This is a genomic window from Paraburkholderia sp. A3BS-1L, assembly GCF_051125215.1.
Lineage (GTDB): Bacteria > Pseudomonadota > Gammaproteobacteria > Burkholderiales > Burkholderiaceae > Paraburkholderia.
Genome location: NZ_CP120444.1, coordinates 1,104,537 through 1,123,481, shown reverse-complemented (window position 1 = coordinate 1,123,481; position 18,945 = coordinate 1,104,537). Strand labels below are relative to the sequence as shown.

At 65.7% G+C, this 18,945-nt stretch carries 14 protein-coding genes; 9 read left to right on the top strand and 5 right to left on the bottom strand.

All coding sequences use genetic code 11. The annotated features are described in order from the left end of the window. Positions 1-67 precede the first annotated feature (67 nt). Together P5W99_RS30230 and P5W99_RS30225 are read right to left on the bottom strand one after the other, a co-directional pair. Positions 68-1,192 (bottom strand): heme-dependent oxidative N-demethylase family protein, encoded by a 1,125-nt coding sequence (locus tag P5W99_RS30230; RefSeq protein WP_421027487.1) that lies wholly within the window; start codon positions 1,190-1,192, stop codon positions 68-70. Between the two features lie 23 nt (positions 1,193-1,215). After that, positions 1,216-2,181 carry a PDR/VanB family oxidoreductase gene (locus P5W99_RS30225; RefSeq protein WP_421027486.1) on the bottom strand — a complete coding sequence of 322 codons (966 nt, stop codon included), beginning with the start codon at positions 2,179-2,181 and terminating at the stop codon, positions 1,216-1,218. Positions 2,182-2,574: 393 nt separating this feature from the next. Between P5W99_RS30225 and P5W99_RS30220 the strand changes: the two genes are divergently transcribed. The 8 genes from P5W99_RS30220 to P5W99_RS30185 all read left to right on the top strand — a co-directional run bounded on the left by P5W99_RS30220 (position 2,575) and on the right by P5W99_RS30185 (position 15,074). Beyond that, positions 2,575-3,687: an aminomethyltransferase family protein gene (locus P5W99_RS30220; protein ID WP_434664786.1), complete on the top strand. Its 1,113-nt coding sequence runs from the start codon at positions 2,575-2,577 to the stop codon at positions 3,685-3,687. A gap of 65 nt (positions 3,688-3,752) precedes the next feature. Further along, complete coding sequence (locus P5W99_RS30215; RefSeq protein ID WP_434664784.1) at positions 3,753-5,945, top strand: FAD-dependent oxidoreductase; 2,193 nt, start codon at positions 3,753-3,755, stop codon at positions 5,943-5,945. Positions 5,946-6,141: 196 nt separating this feature from the next. Next, positions 6,142-8,373 carry a heterodisulfide reductase-related iron-sulfur binding cluster gene (locus tag P5W99_RS30210; RefSeq protein WP_434664782.1) on the top strand — a complete coding sequence of 744 codons (2,232 nt, stop codon included), beginning with the start codon at positions 6,142-6,144 and terminating at the stop codon, positions 8,371-8,373. Between the two features lie 66 nt (positions 8,374-8,439). After that, entirely contained in the window at positions 8,440-10,128 is a 1,689-nt protein-coding gene (locus P5W99_RS30205) for a hypothetical protein (protein WP_434664780.1), read from the top strand. After that, positions 10,125-10,925, top strand: a complete 801-nt coding sequence (locus P5W99_RS30200; protein WP_421027481.1) for an electron transfer flavoprotein subunit beta/FixA family protein — start codon at positions 10,125-10,127, stop codon at positions 10,923-10,925. The genes P5W99_RS30205 and P5W99_RS30200 overlap by 4 nt, the downstream gene beginning before the upstream one ends. Then, positions 10,922-11,881, top strand: a complete 960-nt coding sequence (locus P5W99_RS30195) for an electron transfer flavoprotein subunit alpha/FixB family protein (RefSeq protein WP_421027480.1) — start codon at positions 10,922-10,924, stop codon at positions 11,879-11,881. The genes P5W99_RS30200 and P5W99_RS30195 overlap by 4 nt, the downstream gene beginning before the upstream one ends. A 244-nt stretch (positions 11,882-12,125) precedes the next feature. Continuing rightward, positions 12,126-12,770 (top strand): two-component system response regulator NarL, encoded by a 645-nt coding sequence (narL, locus tag P5W99_RS30190; protein ID WP_213307637.1) that lies wholly within the window; start codon positions 12,126-12,128, stop codon positions 12,768-12,770. A 210-nt stretch (positions 12,771-12,980) separates the two neighbouring features. Further along, entirely contained in the window at positions 12,981-15,074 is a 2,094-nt protein-coding gene (locus P5W99_RS30185) for a sigma-54-dependent Fis family transcriptional regulator (protein ID WP_434664777.1), read from the top strand. A 51-nt stretch (positions 15,075-15,125) separates the two neighbouring features. Here the strand turns inward: P5W99_RS30185 and P5W99_RS30180 are convergent, their stop codons facing one another. From P5W99_RS30180 to P5W99_RS30170, 3 genes are read right to left on the bottom strand one after another with little or no spacing between them, the layout of a single operon-like run. Then, positions 15,126-15,701 carry an HAD-IA family hydrolase gene (locus P5W99_RS30180; protein ID WP_421027478.1) on the bottom strand — a complete coding sequence of 192 codons (576 nt, stop codon included), beginning with the start codon at positions 15,699-15,701 and terminating at the stop codon, positions 15,126-15,128. A 37-nt stretch (positions 15,702-15,738) separates the two neighbouring features. Next, positions 15,739-16,611, bottom strand: coding sequence for a phosphoribulokinase (locus P5W99_RS30175; protein WP_421027477.1), 873 nt, complete (start codon positions 16,609-16,611; stop codon positions 15,739-15,741). Positions 16,612-16,621: 10 nt separating this feature from the next. Beyond that, positions 16,622-17,716 carry a class 1 fructose-bisphosphatase gene (locus P5W99_RS30170; RefSeq protein WP_434664776.1) on the bottom strand — a complete coding sequence of 365 codons (1,095 nt, stop codon included), beginning with the start codon at positions 17,714-17,716 and terminating at the stop codon, positions 16,622-16,624. A gap of 241 nt (positions 17,717-17,957) precedes the next feature. Here P5W99_RS30170 and P5W99_RS30165 point away from each other — a divergent pair, with 241 nt between their 5' ends. Further along, positions 17,958-18,923: a LysR family transcriptional regulator gene (locus P5W99_RS30165; RefSeq protein ID WP_421027475.1), complete on the top strand. Its 966-nt coding sequence runs from the start codon at positions 17,958-17,960 to the stop codon at positions 18,921-18,923. The last annotated feature ends 22 nt before the right edge of the window (positions 18,924-18,945 follow it).

Sequence of the window (18,945 nt, the reverse complement as noted above, 5' to 3'; positions counted from 1 at the left end):
CGCATCGAAAACCAGCGCCGCTTGAAGCTCGGCGCCGGACACGGCACGCGACACGACCACGAAGGACTCAGGATCCGGCGAAACTCGGCCGGGTGTGGGACTCGTCAAGGGGCGGACTAACGGGCGGGCTCAAGCGCTCGACCTCGGCTTGGGTGCCGGGCGTGGTTGGCGCCCCATCGTCGAACTGCGCGAGCCACTGCCGCGCCGTGTCGCGATAGCGCACGAGCCCCTTGTATTCGGACAACTCCTGCGGCAGCGTGGTCAACACGCGATGCAGGCGCTTGCCCCATTTGGGCACGCGAGCGAGTTCCTCGAGGCTGATCAGATAACAGCGCACGCAGAACAGGATCGCGTTGCTGCGCGGCAGCCTGAACAGCGTCTGAAGCTCCACGCGCAAATGCAGCTTGCCGCCGACGTTCTCGGGCGTGATGCTCGCACGGTCAGGGCCCCACTCGGGGTAATGCTCGGGCGAGGTGTCCAGACGCGGATTGACGGTCATCGTCCAGTTCAGGCGGCGCACCGGCGCACCTGATTGCAGGCGCAACAAGAATTTCAGCGCGCGCTCGAAAATGCCGGCCTGATGCGCGAGCGGCACGGGACCGTGCCACTCCATGAAGCTCATGCCGAGGTCGAAATCGAGCGACCAGTCCGCCTGGGTCGTCACCATGCCGCCGTCCATGAACAGGTTGTCGTCGCGATGATCGAGCAGGACGAAATCGCCCTGCGCCTGGCGCGTGATGTACTCGAGCGGCGGACACGGCAGCGTGTCGGCGTCACCGAACACGAACGACTGCGTGAGCCCGAGCGGACGGTTCGTCCACGTCCACCGCGCCCTGTCTTCCCCATCGCGCTCGAGCTGGAAATACTCGGGGTAATCGCGCGCAAGGCTTTCCATGATGAGTTCGAGCGTGTCCCACTGAGCGGTGTCCATGTGGTCCAGCACCTGGCAGCGCAAGGGGTCGGTTTCGAGCGTGAGCGCGCGGTCGCGGCATTCGGCAACGTAATGCTCGTCGATGTCGAACGCGGCCCGAAACACCGTGCCGGGCTCGCCGCTCGTATGCGGCTCGATGTTCACCGAATACATGTAGCGGTCTTCCGGGAACGGAAACGGAAAACGCAGGATCGCTGCTTCGCTGTTGCGATACGCGTAGGCGTCGCGAAACGACTCGTCGGGCTTGAAGGCGATGGACATGGCGTTGGGCTCTCTCGTTTTCGTCAGATGTTCAGCACGAGACGCGCGCTGCGCGCACGCGACACGCAAGGCAGCACGTTGCAGTTCGTGGCGCGTTCGGCGGCGCTCTGGAAGAAGTCGCGATGCTCCGGCTCGCCTTCCAGCACTTCGAGCGAGCAGGTGCCGCACGCGCCGCCCCGGCACATATAGGGGGCGTCGATGCCCGCCGCTTCCAGGGCTTCGAGCAGGCTCTGGTCGGCGCCTACCGCCACCTCGCGGCCGCTCTTTGCGAGCACCGCGACGAACGGCTCGCCGTGCGATGCACCGCCAAAGCTCTCCTGGTGAAAGTGGCTTTCGGGCCAGCCGCGCGCCCGCGCGACCTGTGCGAGCCCTTCCATCAAACCCACCGGTCCGCACGTATAGAGATGCGTGCCGGGCGGCTGCGCAGCCAACAAGGAACCAAAGCGCGTTTCGACATCCTGCAAGTCGGTGTAGATGGCGACACCGCCCACGATGCGCTCGGCAATCAGCGCCTCGAGCGCTTCGGCGTCCTCCGGGCGGCAGCACAGATGCATCTCCACGCGCGCGCCGCTTGCGGCCAGCTCTGGCAGCATCGAAAGAAACGGCGTGATGCCGATCCCGCCCGCAACGATCACATGCTTCGTCGCGCGCCGCGCGAGCGGAAAGAAGTTCGACGGCATCGAAATTTCAAGCTCGCTGCCTTCCTTCACCTGGGCATGCATGAATGCCGAGCCGCCGCGCGAGGCAGGCACGCGCCGCACCATGATCTGATATGCGTCGCGCGCGCCCGCCGCCCTCGTCAGCGAGTAAGCGTTGCGCCAGGTACGCGCTTCGCCTCGCATGGTCACGACGACATGGCTGCCGGCGGAATACGCCGGCAGGGAGCCGCCTTGCGCGGGCACGAGCGTGAAGCGCCGAATATCGGCCGTAATGCTCTCCACACGTTCGACGCGTACTGGTATCGCCTTGGGTCCGTTTAATCCGTTCATGCCGGTTGATCCCTCATCGTGGCTCCGAATCTGTACGAACAGAATCGACGAGCCAAAAAGGGAGGGCAATGATTCATTGGGGGTAGCCCCCGCGCTACGCCCAGGAGGGTGCATCCGGACGGGCGCCATGTGGCCGAATGTCCGTCAGGCGGGCTTCACAGCCCCATATGCCTATATGCGCGCTTACACGATAAGGCATGTTGCGGCGCATTTGAAAGCTTCGCGCGGCGCATCGAAGTAGCGCGCCTACCCACTCGGAGGTAGCGCCACGGGGCGATTGTGACGCCGATTTTAACGAAGGAGACTGATTGCCATCCAGCGGCCCTGGTCCATGCCTACCGGTCCGGACTCGTCGGCCTTTATTCACGCAAGGTTCAACCTCGGGAAAACGCTATGACAAGGCAATCAATTCTGAATATCCGCCATCGCGAACTGGGCTCGAAGCTGGACGGCGATATGTGGAACGACATGCCGCTGCCCTGGTACTACAACAGCGACCCGAACGACGAAGTGGTCGCGGTGCGCTCGACAGCGGGCCTCTACGATATCAGCGCGCTGAACATCCTGCGCGTGAGCGGCCCCGATGCCGGCGCCGTGATCGACAGCATCTGCGCCATCGACGTCACGAAGATGAAGCCCGGCACCGCGCGTCTGGCGGCGGAAGTCGACGAGCGCGGCGTCGTGTGCGACGACCTGATGGTGATCTACGACGCGCCGAATCAATACCGCATCTCGCACGGCGGCGGCACGACCCAGGAGCATCTGCGCCGCGCCGCGCAGGGCCGCAACGTCGAGTGGCATCAGGACTTCGACGTGCACATGCTGTCGCTGCAAGGCCCGCGCGCCGCGGCCATCCTCCAGCCGCATATCGGCATCGATCTCCCGAAGCTGCCGTATTTCGCGCACGTCGAAACTCAACTGTTCGACCGCAAGATCATCATCTCGCGCGGCGGCTACTCCGGCGAGCAGGGCTTCGAAGTCTCGTGCAGCGCGAGCGACGCCATTGCGCTATGGGACGCCATTCTCGAAGCGGGCAAGCCGCTCGGCATCGTGCCGGCCTCGTGGACCTCGCTCGAGCTTGCGCGCATCGAAGCCGCCCTGCTCTTCTACCCCTTCGACATGCCCGAGGGCGACGTCACCCCGTGGGAGCTGAACCTCGACTGGATGATCGACGTCGAGAAGCCCGGCGACTACATCGGCAAGGCGGCGCTGCTCAACGCGCGCGGCAAGGAGCGCTTCAAGCAGGCCGGCGTGCTCGTGAAGCACGACGGCGCGGTGAGCGCGGGCGCGAAGATCTTCATCGGCAAGGAGCAGGTTGGCGTTGTCACGAGCGCGACGTTCAGCCGGTATCTGATGCAGTCGCTCGCGATGGTGCACCTGAAGCCCTCGCATACGGCGCTCGGCACCAAGGTGGAGATTCACGACGCCGCGGGCACTTTCACCGGCACCGTCACCCGCACGCCGTTCTATGACCCGCAACGCGTGCGCACGCGCGTAGCGGCCTGATTTTCGACTCAAGTCGACGCAAGCAGCCCCACAAGCACACCAAACACATCAGGAGATACGTCCCCATGTCCCGCGATCCCCGCTATGACGTGCTGTTCGAGCCCATCCAGATCGGCCCGAAGACGTTGCGCAACCGCTTCTATCAAGTCCCGCACTGCATTGGCGCGGGCAGCAATCTGCCCGGCTTCCAGGCCGCACACCGCTCGATGAAGGCCGAAGGCGGGTGGGCTGCAATGAACACCGAATATTGCTCGATCCACCCGGAGTCGGACGACACGCACCGTCTCTCGGCACGCATCTGGGACGAAGGCGACGTGCGCAACCTGCGCGCGATGACCGAGGAAGTCCACAAGTACGGCGCGCTCGCGGGCATCGAAATGTGGTACGGCGGCGCGCACGCGCCCTGCATGGAAAGCCGCGCCACGCCGCGCGGTCCCAGCCAGTACGCTTCGGAGTTCGAAACGCTCACGTACTGCAAGGAGATGGATCTCGACGACATCCGCGATGTGCAGCAATACTATGTCAAAGCGGCCCTGCGCGCACGCGATGCCGGTTTCGACATCGTCTATGTGTACGGCGCGCACTCGTATCTGCCGCTGCAGTTCCTCTCGCCCTACTACAACAAGCGCACCGACGGCTACGGCGGCTCGCTCGAAAACCGCGCACGCTTCTGGCTCGAAACGCTCGAGAAAGTGCGCCGCGCCGTGGGCAGCGACTGTGCCATCGCCACGCGCTTTGCCGTGGACTCGCTCTATGGCGCCGGCGGCGTGGAAGTCGAAAAGGACGGCATGAAGTTCGTCGAAATGGCCGATTCGCTGGTCGACCTCTGGGACGTGGACGTGGGCGACATCGCCGAATGGGGCGAAGACGCGGGCCCCTCGCGCTTCTATCTGCAGGGCCACCAGGTCCCGTGGACCAAGTTCATCAAGCAGGTCTCGAAGAAGCCGGTGCTGGGCGTGGGCCGCTTCACCGATCCGGAGAAGATGACCGAGATCGTCACGAAAGGTTATGCGGACATCATCGGCGCGGCACGTCCTTCGATTGCCGACCCGTTCCTGCCGAAGAAAATCGAGGAAGGCCGCGTCGACGACGTGCGCGTGTGCATCGGCTGCAACGTCTGTATCTCGCGCTGGGAAATCGGCGGCCCGCCGATGATCTGCACGCAGAACGCCACGGCCGGCGAAGAGTATCGCCGCGGCTGGCACCCGGAAAAATTCGAAGAGTGCAAGTCGGAAGACTCGGTGCTCGTGGTGGGTGCGGGTCCGTCGGGCTCGGAGTGCGCGCGCGTGCTGATGCAGCGCGGCTACACGGTCCACCTCGTGGATAGCGCCGAGAAGATCGGCGGCCATCTGAACAGCGTGGTCACGCTGCCGGGCCTCGGCGAATGGGGCTATCACCGCGACTATCGCGAAACGCAGATCACCAAGCTCCTCAAGAAGAACAAGCAGAGCCAGCTCGCGCTCGGCGTGAAGCCGCTTACCGCCGACGACGTGCTCGAGTACGGCGCGGAAAAAGTTGTTATCGCAACCGGTTCGCATTGGGTGACCGACGGCACCAACTGCCTCACGCACGATCCGATCCCCGGCGCCGATGCTTCGCAACCCGATCAATTGACGCCCGAGCAGGTGCTGGGCGGCAAGAAGCCGATCGGCAAGCGTGTCGTGATTCTCAATGCAGACACCTACTTCATGGCGCCGAGCCTCGCCGAAAAGCTCGCGGCGGCTGGCCACGAAGTCACGATCGTGAGCGGCGTGCATCTGGCGAACTACATGCACTTCACGCTCGAGTATCCGAACATGATGCGCCGGCTCCATGAGCTGCATGTGACCGAACTGGGCGACCACTTCGCGAGCCGCATCGAGAAAGGCCGCATCGAGATCTACAACATCTGGGGTGACGGCTCGAAGCGCACCTACCGGGGCGCGGGCCAGCTGCCGCGCGATGCGAACAAGACGCACCGCTGGCTCGAGTTCGACTCGCTCGTGCTCGTCACCGGCCGCCGCTCGAACGACACGCTGTATCGCGAGATCAAGGCGAAGCAGGACCAGTGGGAGAGCAAGGGCATCAAGGGCGTGTACCTGATCGGCGACGCCGAAGCACCGCGCCTGATCGCCGATGCGACCTTCACGGGCCACCGCGTCGCACGCGAGATCGAGGAGTCCAACCCGCAGTTCCCGCTGCCGTACAAGCGCGAAGTGGCCGTCTGGGGCACGCCGCATCTGCCCGAAGGCACTTACCAGATCCACTACAAGAAGTAAGGCGGCACGGTCCCGGCGCACCCTGTGTGAGACCGGGACCCACCCTGCCACCGTAGCCGCCCGCATCGCCGGGCGCCACGGTGCACAGATCCTGCTCAGGCGCGCTCGACGGCCTGGCACGGGCGCGCTTTACCTGAAAAAAAGCGCTGAAAAAAGCGCCCTTCCCCATTCAATAAACGGACGAAACGGACGAGCCATGCAGACCCCAGCGACTTTCGACCCAGCGACCGTCACGCGCATCCTGTTCGAGGGCTTCCCGTCGTTTGCGATCGCGCTGTTCTATCTCATCGGCCTCACGGCGATTGGCGTATTCGCGTGGGGTGTCTATGTCCAGATCCGTAAATACCGGCGCGGGCAGCGCTTGTCGAAATCGTTCGGCAAGATCGACCTGCAGGCGCGCTTCAAGGACATGGTGCGCGTCGTGCTGAGCCACCGCACCGTCGCGCGCCGCGATCCCGCGGCGGGCCGCGCGCACCGGATGATTTTCTACGGCTTCGCGGTGCTGTTTCTCGGCACCGCCACCGTCACCGTCGATTACGACATCACGGCGCGCTTTCTCGGCATTCACTTCTGGAACGGTGACTTCTATCTGCTGTTCAAGCTTGCCATGAACGTGGCGGGCGTCTCCATGATCGCCGGGCTCATCTACATGATGGCGCGCCGCGGCTGGATCAAGCCGCCCAAGCTCGACTACAAGCGTCCCGACCGCCAGCCCGGCGACCCCGACTACGACCGCAGCGGCTACCGTCGCGAAGACTGGGCATTCCTCTGGACGCTCGTGCTGATCGGCGTTACCGGCTTCGTGCTGAGCGGGCTGCGCCTCGTCTGGCTGCAAGATCGCGCCGTGGTGTGGGACACGCGCTGGTGGTCGCCGGTGGCGGCCCTCCTCGCCGAGATCTTCAAGGGCGTGGGCGTGAGCGCTTCGGCCGCCTACGTGATCCGCACCGGCCTCTGGTGGTTCCACGGCCTGCTCGCGCTCACCTTCATCGCGCTGATTCCGTACACCAAGGTCAAGCACATCTTCACGGCCTCGGCCTCGCTGATGATGCGCGATCCGCTCGCCGCGCAGCGCCTGCCGCGCATCGAGGCCGCCGAGGTTGTGGAAGGCGCCGAGGGGGCCGCGGGAGCAAAAGGCGACGCTCAACCCGGCAGCGAGCGCGTGGGCTACAAGACCATCACCGACTTCACCTGGAAGCACCTGCTCAATCTCGACGCCTGCACGAAGTGCGGCCGCTGCCACGAGGCCTGCCCCGCCAACGCCGTGGGCGCGCCGCTCTCGCCGCGCGACGTGATCCTCTCGCTGCGCGAGTTCGCCAACGAGGCCCTGCAAAAGAACACGCTGCCCGACGAGGTGAAGCTCGACGTGCACGGCAAGGGCATCGGCCAGGTGTTCATGGAAACCGTCTGGTCGTGCCGCACTTGCATGGCCTGCGTGGAGATCTGCCCGGTGGCGGTCGAGCACGTGCCCATCATCGTGCAGATGCGCCGCAAGCTCGTCGAGGAAGGCGAGATGGAACCGCAAGTGCAAAAGACGCTGCAGGCGATCCACAAGAATGGCAATTCGTTTAACGAGTCGAAGCGCAAGCGCGCCGCATGGACCAAGCCGCTGCCCTTCCAGATCAAGGACGCGCGCAAGGAGAGCGTCGATCTGCTGTGGTTCGTGGGCGACTATGCCTCGTTCGATCCGCGCAACCAGCGCGTGACCCAGGCCTTCGCCACGCTGCTGCATAACGCCGGAGTGGATTTCGGTCTGCTCTACGAGGGCGAGTCGAACGCGGGCAACGACGTGCGCCGCGTGGGCGAGGAAGGGCTCTACGAACTGCTCGCCGAGAACAACATCGCGCTGCTCGGGCAGTCGAACTTCCGCAGCATCGTCACGACCGACCCGCACTCGTACAACACGATCCGCAACGAGTACCCCGACTTCGGCGGCAAGTTCGAGATCGAGCATTACACGAGCCTCGTCGCGCGCATGTTCAGCGAAGGCGTGTTGAAGCCGAAACGCAAGCTCGGCTACCGCGTGACCTTCCATGACCCGTGCCATCTCGGGCGCTTCAACAAGGGCTACGACGCGCCCCGCCAGATTCTCGCGGCGCTCGGCTGCGATCTCGTGGAGATGCCCCGCTCGCGCGACAACTCGTTTTGCTGCGGCGCCGGCGGCGGCCGGATCTGGATGAGCGATCCGGTCGGCAAGGAGAAGCCTTCGCAGAACCGCATGCACGAGGCGGCGCGCATCGATGGACTGGAGGTGTTCGTGGTGTGCTGCCCCAAGGATCTGACGATGTTCGAGGACGCGCTGAAGACGAGCGGCTACGAAGGCAAGTTCGTCGTGCGCGAGCTGATCGAGCTGATCGCCGAAAGCCTCGCGGAACCGGCCAGCGACGATGCGGGCCCGGCTGGCGATGTAGCCGCCATCGCCGCTGCATGAACGCGGCCTGAACGCAAACTGAACGCTAACCGAGCCCTGACTGAGCCCCGGCAAGGACTGCCCGAGATGACGCCCAGCTCCGCCACTCCGCAAGACCGCGCGCACGCGATGCACGGCAGGCACGCGCGGCACGGCACGCGCGAGATGCACGACACGCACGAACAGCGCGCGATGCCCGCAATGCCCGCAATGCCCGCAATGCCCGAGAAACGCGCGCGGCAGCGGCGAGCGCGCACGCCGACGATGCGCCGGCACTGGCGCGAGCTGGTCGAGCTCGCGCTGGCCGCCGACGACATCTACGCGGCCGCCGCGCTCTACCCGCACGCGGACGACGCGGACCGCGGGCGCCTCGGCGCGCGGCTCTTCGGGGCGCGGCGCGACTGCCTCGCCCTCGCGGCCTGCGCGTTCGCGCACGGCGCGGTGCTCGCCGAACTCGCGCGGCTCGCGGCGGCGAACCACGACGAGACGCTGAAAATGCGCCTCGCGAGAAACCCCGCCACGCCCGGCGACGCACTCGCGCTTTTCGTCGACGAACACGAAGCGCCGGCCCAGCGTCTCGCCTGCCTGCTCGCACGGCACGCGAAAGCGCCCCACGCGCTGCTTGCCATGCTCGCCGCGCAAAGCGAGGACATCGAGGTGCTGCGCGCGCTCTGCGAGAACGTCGGCGTGCCCTCGGAACTGCTGACGCTCGTCGAGCAGCGCGGCATCGCCGTGCTGCAGCGCCTGCTCGCGATCCATCTCGCGACCGATCCGCAAACGCTGCTGCAGCTCTGGCGGAGCACGCATACCGGCGCGGTACGCGCCCAGGTGCTGCGCCATCCGTGCTGCCCCGATGCGCTGCTTCACACACTGCCCTCATCGCCGGCCGAGCGGCGCAGCCTCGCGCTCCAGACTCGCACGCCCGCCGCGATCCTCGCGCAGCTCGCCCGCGACGAAGACCCCGGTGTGCGCCGCGCCGCCGCGCTCAATGCGAACACGTCCGCCGGCGCGCTGATCGGCCTGTGCTTCGATGCGCAAGCCATCGTGCGCCGCGTGGTGGCCACACGCCGCGACCTGCCGCTCAAGGTCGTCGAGTGGCTGATCGCAAACGACGATCCCTGGGTGCGCCGCACGCTCGCGCGCAATCCGGCCTGCCCGGCCGAGTGGCTCGAGCGCCTCGTGAACGACAGCGAAGCGGAAGTGCGCCGCGCGGTGGCGCGCCACCCGGACTGCCCCGCGCGCCTCGTCGCGCAGCTTGCCGCCGACCCGGTGGCATGGGTCCGCGCGGGCGTCGCGCTGCGCGAGGACTTGCCGGGCGCGCTGCTGCGGCGCCTCGCCGCCGACGAAGACGTCGACGTGCTCTCCGGCATCGCACGCCATCCCGCGACCCCGCAGGCGCAGCTCGCACGGCTCGCCGCCCACCCGGTGGCGGACGTGCGCCGCGGCGTGATCCTGAATCGCGAGGCCTCGCGGCGCGTGCTGCTGCAGCTGCGCCACGAACCCTACCCGCTGCACCGCGTGCTGGTGTTCGAACATCCGAACCTCACGGACGCCGACCGCTGGCGCATGCGGTTCGACCCCGACCGCGAGGTCCGGGCGCGCCTGTTCGGCCATTTCGGGCGCGCGCTCGGCCCGCTCGCGTCTACCGCTGCCGCGCCGCAGCCCGCTGCCGTTTCCCCCCATCCGCTGGATGACGATGCAATGCAGTACGAGCAACACGAAAGCGACGTGCAACACGATTCGCCCTGTCCGACGAACACCATGGAGTCAAGATGAAGATACTAGTCACAATCAAGCAGGTCGCTTCGCTCGATGAAGACTTCGAGCTGAACGACGACGGCCGCGACGTCAGCGCCGATTTTCACGTCTTCGACCTGAACGAGTGGGACCACTACGCACTGGAAGAAGCGATGCGCCTGAAGGAAGGCGCGAACGGCGACATCGAAATCGTGGTGGCCACGGTCGGCCCCGATAGCGCCGACGAAGAATTGCGCAAGTGCCTCGCAAAAGGCGCCGACCGCGCGGTGCGCATCTGGAGCGACGAGCTCGAAGACGCCGACCCGGTCGCCATCGCCCGGGTGCTGGCCGCGCTCGCACGCAAGGAAGCGCCGGACATGATCTTCGCGGGCGTGCAGGCTTCCGATCACGCCTATGGCGTCACCGGCATGGCGCTCGCGGGCCTGATCGACTGGCCGCACGCGGCGGTCGTGGCGGGGCTCGACTACGCGCCCGGCGCGAAAACGGCCACCGCGCGCCGCGAGCTGGAAGGCGGCGCGTACGCCACCGTCGAGGTGCAGTGCCCCGCCGTGCTGACCATCCAGCTCGGCATCAACACGCCGCGCTACGCCTCGCTGCGCGGCATCAAGCAGGCCGCGCAACGGCCCATCGAAACGCTCACGCCGGACGAACTCGGCCTCGCCGCCAGTGAAACCGGCGCGGCGGGATCGCTCTCGCGGATCCGGCGCGTCTACGTGCCGGCCACGGGCCGCGCGCAAATGATCGAAGGCACGCCCGCCGAGCAGGCAGCGCGCCTGGCGGGTCTGATCAAGGAATTCAGGGGAGAAGCGAAATGAGCGGCATTCTGGTTCTGGTGGAACACCGTCAAGGGCAACTGCGCCCGGTCAGTCTCGAAGTGCTCGGCGCGGCCGTGCAGGCGAAGGAAGCGAGCGGCGAAACCGTCACGGTCGCCGTGCTGGGCGCGCAGCCCGACGTCTACGTGGAAAGCCTCAAGCTCGCGGGCGTCGACGAGATCGTCACCGTGCAGACGAGCAGCGACGCCTTCGATCCGGAAATCTACGAAAACGTTGCGCGCGCAATTATCGAGGCGCGTAAGCCCTCGCTCGTGCTGCTCCCGCATACGATCGACACGCTAGGCTACGCGGCCCCGCTCGCGGCCAAGGGCAACTACGGATTCACGACCGACGCGTTCGGGCTCGCGCGCGACGGCTCGGACTGGCTCGCGACGCGCTCGGGCTATGGGCAGAAGGTCAACATGGAGATCGAGTTTCCGGGCAAGGAAACGGCGCTCGTGACCCTGCGCCCCGGCGCCTTCAAAGCGCCCGACGCCGCCGGCATGCCCAGCGTGAGCACGTTCGCGGCGCCGGCGCTCGCGCCGCGCAGCACGCACCTGGCGTTCGAGGAACCGGCCGCGAGCGGCGACGTCGACATTCCGGGCGCGGAATTCATCCTCTCGGTCGGCCGTGGCATCGGCGAGGAAACGCACGTCGAGCAATTCCGCGAGCTCGCGGAGACCGTGGGCGCCACGCTCGGCTGCTCGCGCCCGATCGCCGACTCGGGCTGGCTGCCCAAAGCGCACCAGGTGGGCCAATCCGGCAAGACCGCGGCGGCCTGCAAGATGTACATCGCGATGGGCATCTCGGGCTCGGTGCAGCACATGGCCGGCATGAAGCACGTGGACAACATCATTGCCGTGAACACCGATCCCGAAGCCTCGATCTTCACAATCGCACGCTACGGCATCGTGGGCGACATTTTCGACATCGCTGAGGAATTACGCAGTCACTTTTAGGCGTTTCTGAGTAGTGCGGGGTAGTGAGAAGAGATTTGGGCCGGTTCGCCATGACCGGCCCGTTTTTTTTCTTGCTGGTGAATATTGTCCATCGGGATTCCACCCGTAGACTTGATCCTCTAATCAAGAAAAAATCCGGTTGCTGCGCCGCTATGCCTGTGCAATGACGCGAGCAGCGTAGCAAGAGCGGATCACGCCGTTCCAGTAGAGACAGGCAGTCTGGTTAACGCGCCAAGGAAACGCCATGCCCCCCCATTCCGTTTTGCTTATCGACGACCATGCCCTCTTTCGCAAAGGCGTCGCGCAGCTCATCCAGATGAATCCGCTGTTCTCGATCGCAGGCGAAGCCGCCTCGGGCCGCGAAGGCGTAGAGATGGCCGCGCGCCTGAAGCCCGAGATCGTGCTGATCGACCTGAACATGCCGGAAGTCAGCGGCATCGAGACCCTTCAATTGATGCGTGATGCCGGCGTGAACGCGCGCTTCATCATGCTGACCGTCTCGGATCACGAACGCGACGTGGTCGCCGCGCTGCGTGCGGGCGCTCATGGCTATCTGCTCAAGGACATGGACCCCGAGGACCTCTGTGTCACGTTGCAGAAAGCATTGGCGGGCGCAGCCGTGCTCAGCGACGCGGTCACGGGCAGTCTCGTGCAGGCCCTCTCGGGCGGCCAGCGCATGGCGCCCGCGCAATCGGACCTCACCGCGCGCGAAGTCGAGGTACTCGACTACCTCGTCGAGGGCATGTGCAACAAGGTCATTGCGCGCAAACTCGGCATCAGCGTGGGTACCGTGAAGGTCCATGTGAAGCACGTGCTGCGCAAGCTCGACCTGCATTCGCGGCTCGAAGCCGTGGTGTGGCGCCACGAGCAGGGCTCGCGCGAACGCTGAAGCGGCAGCAGGCTCAGTCGCCCGACGAACTCCGGATCGGCCCGGCGATATGCCCCCTACCCACAAGGGGGTAGCCCCATAAGGCGAATTGTCACCGGAAATTTGAGTGCAAATAATTGGACCCAAGCTGGCAGCAGCGCCGCCATTCACGAGCGTTGCGCCAGCCGATGTGCCCACTATTGGCAGTCGGAGCCTCCGGAGACACGTGTCATGCAGTCAACCCAATATGCCGAGGAATGTATTGAGCGGCCGGCCCGCGCGAGCGGCGTCGACGGCGTATTGCGCCAGCGGCTCGGACATTACGAGCCGAGCGCTGCCATCGTGCGCTCATGGACGCGCTGCCTGAACGACTACGGGCTCGACCCCGACGCGTGCCGCCCGCCGCCCGTGCTCACGAGCGCCGAACTCGCGCAGCGCCGCGAGCGCCTCGCCGATCTGATCGGCTGCGCGAAGCTCGAGATGACAACGCTCTACCAGCAACTGGGCGACGCCGACCTCGCGGTCGTGCTGAGCGACGCGGACGGCGTGATCCTGCATCTGGTGTCCTCGGCGAGCTTCGCGGAGCAAGTGGAAGACTGGGGCTTTTGCGTGGGCGCGGTCTGGAGCGAGCGCGAAGCGGGCACCAACGGCATGGGCACCTGCCTGGCCGAAGGCGAAGCGCTCGCCGTACGCCAGCACGAGCATTTTTTCTCCCGCTATGCCGCCCTCACCTGCTCGGCCGCGCCGGTATTCGACGAGCGCGGCGCGCTCGCAGGCGTGCTCGACGTGACGAGCCGCTCCCAGTTGCAGCAACAACATTCACTCGTGCTCGTGGGCATGTCGCGGCAAATGATCGAAAACCGTCTACTCGATGCGCGCCACACCCAGGCGCATATGGTGCACTTTCATAGCCGCCCGGAATTCGTGAATACGCTGCATGCCGGCAAACTCACGATCGACGAGAGTGGCCTCGTGCTCGCCGCGAACCGCAGCGCGCTGTTCCAGCTTGGCTTCGGCACGCTGGCCGAGATTGCCGGCAAGCGCATCACCGACCTCTTTAGCGCCACACTCGCCGACCTCGTCGCGCGCAGTGTGCAGAGCTCGTTTCACCCCGTTGCGGTGTATCGCGCCCATGCGCCGAATCGCTTCTTCGCCGTCGCGCAAGCACCGCTCAAGCAAACCGCGGCGAGCATGGGCCGCACCATGGCGCAGCCCGTCGCCGCGCAAGATGCCCAAAAAACGCACGAGGGCGAAACGGCCACGCCGCGCCGCGCCACTGCGCGCCACCCCGGACGGGCATCGTGTGGCCCGCGTGTCGAGTTTGGCGACACGCATCTCGCGAGCCAGTTGCGCCTTGGCGAGCGCGTGTTCGATCGCGGCATCGCCGTGCTGGTGCGCGGCGAGACGGGCTCAGGCAAGGACGTCTTCGCCAACGCGCTGCATGCGGCCAGCGCACGCCGCGAGGGGCCGTTCGTCGCGATCAACTGCGCGTCGTTGCCCGAACACCTGATCGAAAGCGAATTGTTCGGCTATCGCGCGGGCGCGTTCACGGGCGCGCAGCGCGAGGGACGGCGCGGCAAGATTCTGCAGGCCAACGGCGGCACGCTCTTTCTCGACGAGATCGGCGACATGCCGCTCGCACTTCAGGCGCGGCTGCTGCGCGTGCTCGAAGAGCGCGAAGTGACGCCGCTTGGCTCGGAGTCCGCAATCAAGGTCGATTTCCAGCTCATCAGCGCGAGCCATCGCGACCTTGCTGCGCTTGTTGCGAACGGACAGTTTCGCGAAGACCTCTATTACCGGCTCAACGGTGTGGCAGTGAGCGTGCCGCCGCTGCGCGAGCGCGAAGACAAGCTCGAATTGATCCTTCATCTGCTCGAGCAGGATAACGAAGTCCCGCCGATGCTCGGCCGGGACGCCCGGCGGATCCTGCTTGCGAGCGCGTGGCCGGGCAACGTGCGCCAACTGCGCAATGTGCTGCGCACGGCCGCCGCGCTGTGCGACGGGCCTGAGCTGACCGCAGCGCATCTGCCCGCGGAGCTCGTGAGAGGGGCGGCGCTGCCCGCCATGCAGAGGGGCGATGCAAACGGTTATGCAAGCGGTTATGCGCCGCTTGCCATGGCATCGGACGGCGATGGGAACATCGATCAGAGCGACGACGGCGATGACGACTGCGAGCCACTCAATGCCATCTTGCAGGCGGAACGCGAGGCGCTGATGGGATTGCTGGATACGCATCGCTGGAATGTCAGCGAGGTCGCTAATGCGCTGGGTGTCACGCGCAACACGCTGTACCGGAAAATGCGGCGTGTTCGTATCAAGCGATGATGCGGCGTTCCCTTGTATTCGTCTCGGCATACAAGGAAACGCGACGAAAACTCAGATATACAACCCAGCCCAATCATCATGCCGATAGCCGGCCTGCACCACGCGCCTGGTGCGTTTGGGCTGCTGCGGACTCCCAATCAACTCCAGCAACTCGCCAAGCGAATCGATCACTCGCAGGCACGGCAAATCCGCCTCCTCGCCACCACCGGAGCGAGCCGCGCCCTCTGCATAGCTCACCCGGATCATCTGCATCCCGGCGGCCTGCGCGGCCAGCGCATCGTTCGTGGAATCCCCCACATAAAGCGCATGAGCAGGCTGCACCGCCAGCGCCTCGCAGGCATGCAACAGCGGCGCCGGATGAGGTTTGCGCTGCGTGACAGCGCCGCCGTCCACAACAATATCGAACCACGTCGACAAACCGAATTGCTGCAATACAGGCTCGACAGCATCCATCGCCTTGTCGGTCACGACGCCAAGCTTCAACCCCATCCGCCGCAGTCCCTCCAGCGCGACCTCGACATCGGGAAATAGCTCGGCGAAGAGGCCGCCGATGCGCTTGCCGTGCAAGGTGCTGGCAAGATCGAAAAGGACAGCGTCGATGGGCAGTTTGCGCGACATGACTTGCATGAAAGTATCTCCTGTTGTTAGGCGCGCCCTCGGGCTCTCAGGCCGCGCGTTGTTGCCGGTCGATCATCTTGAGGATCATCGGCGTAAAGATCAGTTGCATCGCGAGCCCCATCTTGCCGCCCGGCACGACGATCACGTTGGGCCGGCTCATGAACGAGTCCTGCAGCATCGTCAGCAGATAGGGAAAATCGATCCCCCGCGGATTGGCGAAGCGGATCACCACAAAGCTTTCGTCGGCGCTCGGAATATCGCGCGCCGTGAACGGATTGGACGTATCCACGGTCGGCACACGCTGAAAATTCACATGCGTGCGGCTGAACTGCGGACAGATGTAATGTGCGTAGTCGGGCATGCGGCGCAGGATGGTGTCCATCACCGCCTCCTGCGAGTAGCCGCGCAACGTCTTGTCGCGATGCAGCTTCTGGATCCACTCGAGATTGATGATGGGCACCACGCCCACCAGCAGGTCCGCGTGCTGCGCAACGTCGATGCCGTGGCCGACGAAGCCGCCATGCAGCCCCTCGTAAAAGAGCAGGTCAGTGTCCGGCTCGACGTCGCTCCACGCGGTGAACTTGCCCGGCTCCACGTCGTATTCCAGCGCCTCGGCCTCGTCGTGGATGTATTTACGCACGCGCCCCCGGCCGGTTGCGCCGTACTGTCTGAACAGATCCTCCAGCCGGTCCAGCACGTTCGCATCGGGACCGAAGTGGCTGAACTGCTTGCGCTGCTCCTCCGCCTCCTTCATCGCGATGTGCATACCCTCACGGTCGTGACGGTGGAACGCATCGCCCTCCACGATCTGCGCTTTGAGCTTCTCGCGCCGGAAAATGTGCTGAAAGCTGTTCATCACCGTGGTCGTGCCCGCGCCGCTCGAACCAGTGACCGCCACGATCGGATGTTTGATCGACATGATTGCTCGCTCAGGCGCAGGCTTCGGGCCGGAACAGCGAGCGCTCGTTAAAGAGCGGCGAATCGAACGGCCGGTCCACGCCGCGCTCGTACTCGCCGTAGTAGCGCTCTATCCGCGCGACTTCGCGCGTCGTTCCCAACACCACACCCGTGCGCGCGTCGAGTGCGCCGGGCCGCAGATCGAGCACACGCTCGCGGCCCGTGCTGGCCGCGCCGCCCGCCTGCTCGACCAGCCACGCGAGCGGCTGTGCCGCGTGCACCAGGTCCAGGCCACTTGCATCCTGCAGGTCGCGGGACTCGCGCGGCACAATGCTCACTCCGCCTCGCATCAGGATGCGATGCAGATCGGCGACCGCGCAGCCGCCATGGCGCAGGCTGAAGTCGCGCTCGCGCACGCCCACGCTGCCCGCCCGGCATTCGCGCACATAGCGCAGCACCGGCGGCTCCCAGGCGTGCTCGCGCGCGCCGTCGATCGAGACTTCGACGCCCTCGTCCGGCACGCGCATCGCGTGGTGCGTAAGCACGAACGTGTCACTCGCGCGATCGAGCGTGAAGCCATGAGTGCCGCGTCCGAGTGTCAGAACGAGCAGTGTCGAAGGACCGTAGAGCGCGTGCGCCGCCGCGCGCATGGCATCGCCGCCGCGCCGCCATGCGCTCTCGCGTGCGTCCTTGTCCATCTCATTGGCCATCGATCCGCACGCCGCCTCGCGCACCGAAAAAATGCTGCCCGCCACGCCGTTCTCCGCAATTTGGGCAGCCCCGTCGAGCGCCTCGAAAGTCAGCAGATAGCCGCAGCGTGCGGTTGCCGCCGTGGCCGCCGTCACCGCCGCGGCCCGGGCGCCGTTCGATCCCGCCGCTGAATAGCCCGCGACACACGCGCTGCGCTCGCACAGCGCCATCATCAATTCACGCGCGGCCGCCTGGATATCCGCGCCTGCGCCCGCACTGCCATCGAGCATGACCCTCTCGATCATCGCCGCGATGGCGCGCACCGCAAGCGCGATCTCGCCGATTACGCTGCGCAGGCGGTATGCGCCGGCTTCGTCGTGTTCGCCGTCCAGTGCGCGTGCAAGGAAGTCATCGAGCGTCATGTATCGGGATGGCATGGTCGCCTCATTGCAGGAGTTTGCTTCGCGCCACGCGAAATACGCGGCGCGCACGATTACAGCCAGACCGAGCAAGATGCCTGCCAGGTTCCGCGAGCCTCCCCGGAACACGGCTCAACGATAAAGCGCTGATCGAATCAGCGAAATTCAGATATTCTTAGTCATCCTATAAGGGATCCCTTACCTGTTCCCGCGCGCCCTTCGGCATTCCGTTCTGGCGCTTCTTCGCGTGGTCTCCGTCATGCTCAACTTCATTCGCACGCTCACGCTGCGCCAGTTGCAGATCTTTGCCGCCGCTGCGAAGCACGTGAGCTTCGTGCGCGCGGCGCAGGAGCTGCACCTCACGCAGCCGGCCGTCTCCATGCAGATCAAGCAGCTCGAAGAAGCCGTTGGCCTGCCGCTTTTCGAGCGCATCGCGCGCCGCATCGTGCTGACCGAAGCCGGCGCCACGCTCGCGCATCATGCGCAGCGAATCCTGGGCGAAGTGAAGGACGCCCAGGACGCGCTGCAGTCGCTCTCGCTCGCAGACAGCGGCGCGATCTCGGTGGGCCTCGTGAGCACCGCGCGCTATTTCGTGCCGCAACTGATCGCGCGCTACTGCGCCCAGTTTCCGAAGGTGGAAGTGCGCTTCACGATCGCCCCGCGCGAGCCGCTGTTGCGCATGCTGCAGGACAACGCCATCGATCTCGCGGTAATGGGCCGCCCGCCGCGCGATCTCGACGCCGTCGCCGAGCCGCTCGCCTATAACCCGCAGGTGATCGTCGCGGCGCGCGATCACGCGTTCGCGGCGGTGCAGCGCATCGACGTGCAGGAACTGCGTCACGAGACCTTCCTCATGCGCGAGCCGGGCTCGGGCACGCGCACGGTCGTCGAGCAAATGTTCAAGCATCACCTCTTCACGCCCGCGAAGGTCGTCACGCTCGACAGCAACGAGACCATCAAACAGGCCGTCATGGCGGGCATGGGCATCAGCCTGCTTTCGCTGCACACGCTGCGGCTCGAATTGCGCACGCGCGAAATCGCGCTGCTCGACGTGTGCGGCACACCGATCGACCGCGCCTGGCAAATCGTGCATCTGAACGCGCGGCAACTCTCGCCCACCTGTCAATCGTTTCGCCGCTTCGTACTGGAAAACACCGAGACGTATCTGGCCGGCGAATACGTGGATCTGCCCACTCACCCCGTGCGCATCCGCCAAGGCGAGTGACACACTGTCACCGATACGGCGC

Coding starts and splice junctions, on each gene's coding strand:
- P5W99_RS30170 (WP_434664776.1), bottom strand. CDS start 17,716: ATGCCATCCCGATACATGACGCTCGATGACTTCCTTGCACGCGCACTG.
- P5W99_RS30180 (WP_421027478.1), bottom strand. CDS start 15,701: ATGCAAGTCATGTCGCGCAAACTGCCCATCGACGCTGTCCTTTTCGAT.
- P5W99_RS30185 (WP_434664777.1), top strand. CDS start 12,981: ATGCAGTCAACCCAATATGCCGAGGAATGTATTGAGCGGCCGGCCCGC.
- P5W99_RS30215 (WP_434664784.1), top strand. CDS start 3,753: ATGTCCCGCGATCCCCGCTATGACGTGCTGTTCGAGCCCATCCAGATC.
- P5W99_RS30200 (WP_421027481.1), top strand. CDS start 10,125: ATGAAGATACTAGTCACAATCAAGCAGGTCGCTTCGCTCGATGAAGAC.
- P5W99_RS30195 (WP_421027480.1), top strand. CDS start 10,922: ATGAGCGGCATTCTGGTTCTGGTGGAACACCGTCAAGGGCAACTGCGC.
- P5W99_RS30220 (WP_434664786.1), top strand. CDS start 2,575: ATGACAAGGCAATCAATTCTGAATATCCGCCATCGCGAACTGGGCTCG.
- P5W99_RS30225 (WP_421027486.1), bottom strand. CDS start 2,181: ATGAACGGATTAAACGGACCCAAGGCGATACCAGTACGCGTCGAACGT.
- P5W99_RS30210 (WP_434664782.1), top strand. CDS start 6,142: ATGCAGACCCCAGCGACTTTCGACCCAGCGACCGTCACGCGCATCCTG.
- P5W99_RS30175 (WP_421027477.1), bottom strand. CDS start 16,611: ATGTCGATCAAACATCCGATCGTGGCGGTCACTGGTTCGAGCGGCGCG.
- P5W99_RS30165 (WP_421027475.1), top strand. CDS start 17,958: ATGCTCAACTTCATTCGCACGCTCACGCTGCGCCAGTTGCAGATCTTT.
- narL (WP_213307637.1), top strand. CDS start 12,126: ATGCCCCCCCATTCCGTTTTGCTTATCGACGACCATGCCCTCTTTCGC.
- P5W99_RS30230 (WP_421027487.1), bottom strand. CDS start 1,192: ATGTCCATCGCCTTCAAGCCCGACGAGTCGTTTCGCGACGCCTACGCG.
- P5W99_RS30205 (WP_434664780.1), top strand. CDS start 8,440: ATGACGCCCAGCTCCGCCACTCCGCAAGACCGCGCGCACGCGATGCAC.